The sequence below is a fragment of the Clostridium sp. FS41 genome, from assembly GCF_000954015.1.
GTDB classification, from domain to species: Bacteria; Bacillota; Clostridia; order Lachnospirales; family Lachnospiraceae; genus Enterocloster; species Enterocloster citroniae.
Window position 1 is genome coordinate 1 of record NZ_JYHN01000009.1, and the last position, 1,214, is coordinate 1,214.

At 41.6% G+C, this 1,214-nt stretch carries 3 protein-coding genes; all 3 read left to right on the forward strand.

Features of this window, described 5'->3' with window-relative positions:
- Positions 1 to 259: 259 nt before the first annotated feature.
- Positions 260 to 424 carry a hypothetical protein gene (locus tag CLFS41_RS29965; RefSeq protein ID WP_161797469.1) on the forward strand — a complete coding sequence of 55 codons (165 nt, stop codon included), beginning with the start codon at positions 260 to 262 and terminating at the stop codon, positions 422 to 424.
- 24 nt (positions 425 to 448) lie between these two features.
- Complete coding sequence (locus tag CLFS41_RS01610) at positions 449 to 715, forward strand: hypothetical protein (RefSeq protein ID WP_045091262.1); 267 nt, start codon at positions 449 to 451, stop codon at positions 713 to 715.
- A 216-nt stretch (positions 716 to 931) separates the two neighbouring features.
- Positions 932 to 1,214, forward strand: a 283-nt coding sequence (locus CLFS41_RS01620) for a hypothetical protein (protein ID WP_347467281.1), incomplete at its 3' end; no start/stop codon positions are given.

Here is a 1,214-nt window from a genome sequence, read left to right on the forward strand (position 1 = left end):
AAATGTTGAAGGCCAAATGGATTTATTTGATGATGGTTTTATTATCTAAAATTAATATTTAAAGGAGGTACAGGGTGCGAAAAAGTAAGTGTATAAAAACGCATTACCCGGAATCCATTTGCATGGCAGAACGAATTGTATTATTTCACGGAACCAAATTTCGTGTTGCTTTGACCGCTCATGAATTTTACTGCGAAAAATGCAAGAAGGTTCGGCATTTGTGGTTCATCAATAGATAATAGCAGTTTGGAGGATGAAGATGTATTTAAACATTGAATATAGAGATGGAAAGACAGAACAGAAAATCGTGGATGATTGTACCGTTAAAAATGAATGCCTAAAGTATTATATCAGGACAGGAAGAGATGCTGGCACGCATTATATTCCATTGGATATTATCAAAGAGTTTCATAAAGAGAATTAACACTTTGAAAAGGAGCGAATGAAAATGAAAAGGACATTGGAATTACCAGTAGAGATTGGGACGGTTGTATATGATGCTGATTTCCCACGGTATCCCCAGCGCGTGATTGGATATCGTATAGGGCGCATGATGGGAGAAGATGAGGAAGATTTTGAAGAAGATCGTGAGACAGATGAGTTGTATATGGAATACGAGGGCTGCGGGATGTCTGGGTCTTATCCTGTTTCAGAGTTCGGAATAAGTATATTCATGACACGCGAGGAAGCAGAACAGGCTTCTTCTGAAAACTGAGATTTGTGAAAGAAAGGAGAATGACGTGAAATCATATACAGTGATAATTGTTTTTAATGACGGAGTTAGCTTGTCGGTAGACTGTGATGGCTTTCTGTTACGCGAGGGGAGTCATTACACCGTAATGAGAGATAACTATAAGATTATGACAATACCCTTCAGTAGTGTAAAGTATACGAAATTGGTTATCAATGATTGTGAATTGGAGGCATCTGATTGAAAAAGAAAGCAGACAGTAAACAGGTCAAGGCCAATAAGGTATTACGGTTATCAGCTGTAGCGGCTTCCGCGGAATCAGCCATCAAGGAGCCGCCACCAAACACATGGTCCGCCAGGATGCCGGCCTATACATATACAGTGGCTTGCCCGGATCCGGAACTGCGGGAGCCACCGAAGGGAGTGAGACGATATTATGACCCGAGCAGAAAGGCGCCGTTTGGAGCGTCAGAACAGAAAGCAGCCTACATACAATCTTTCCAGGGACCAGATTCCGGGGAGG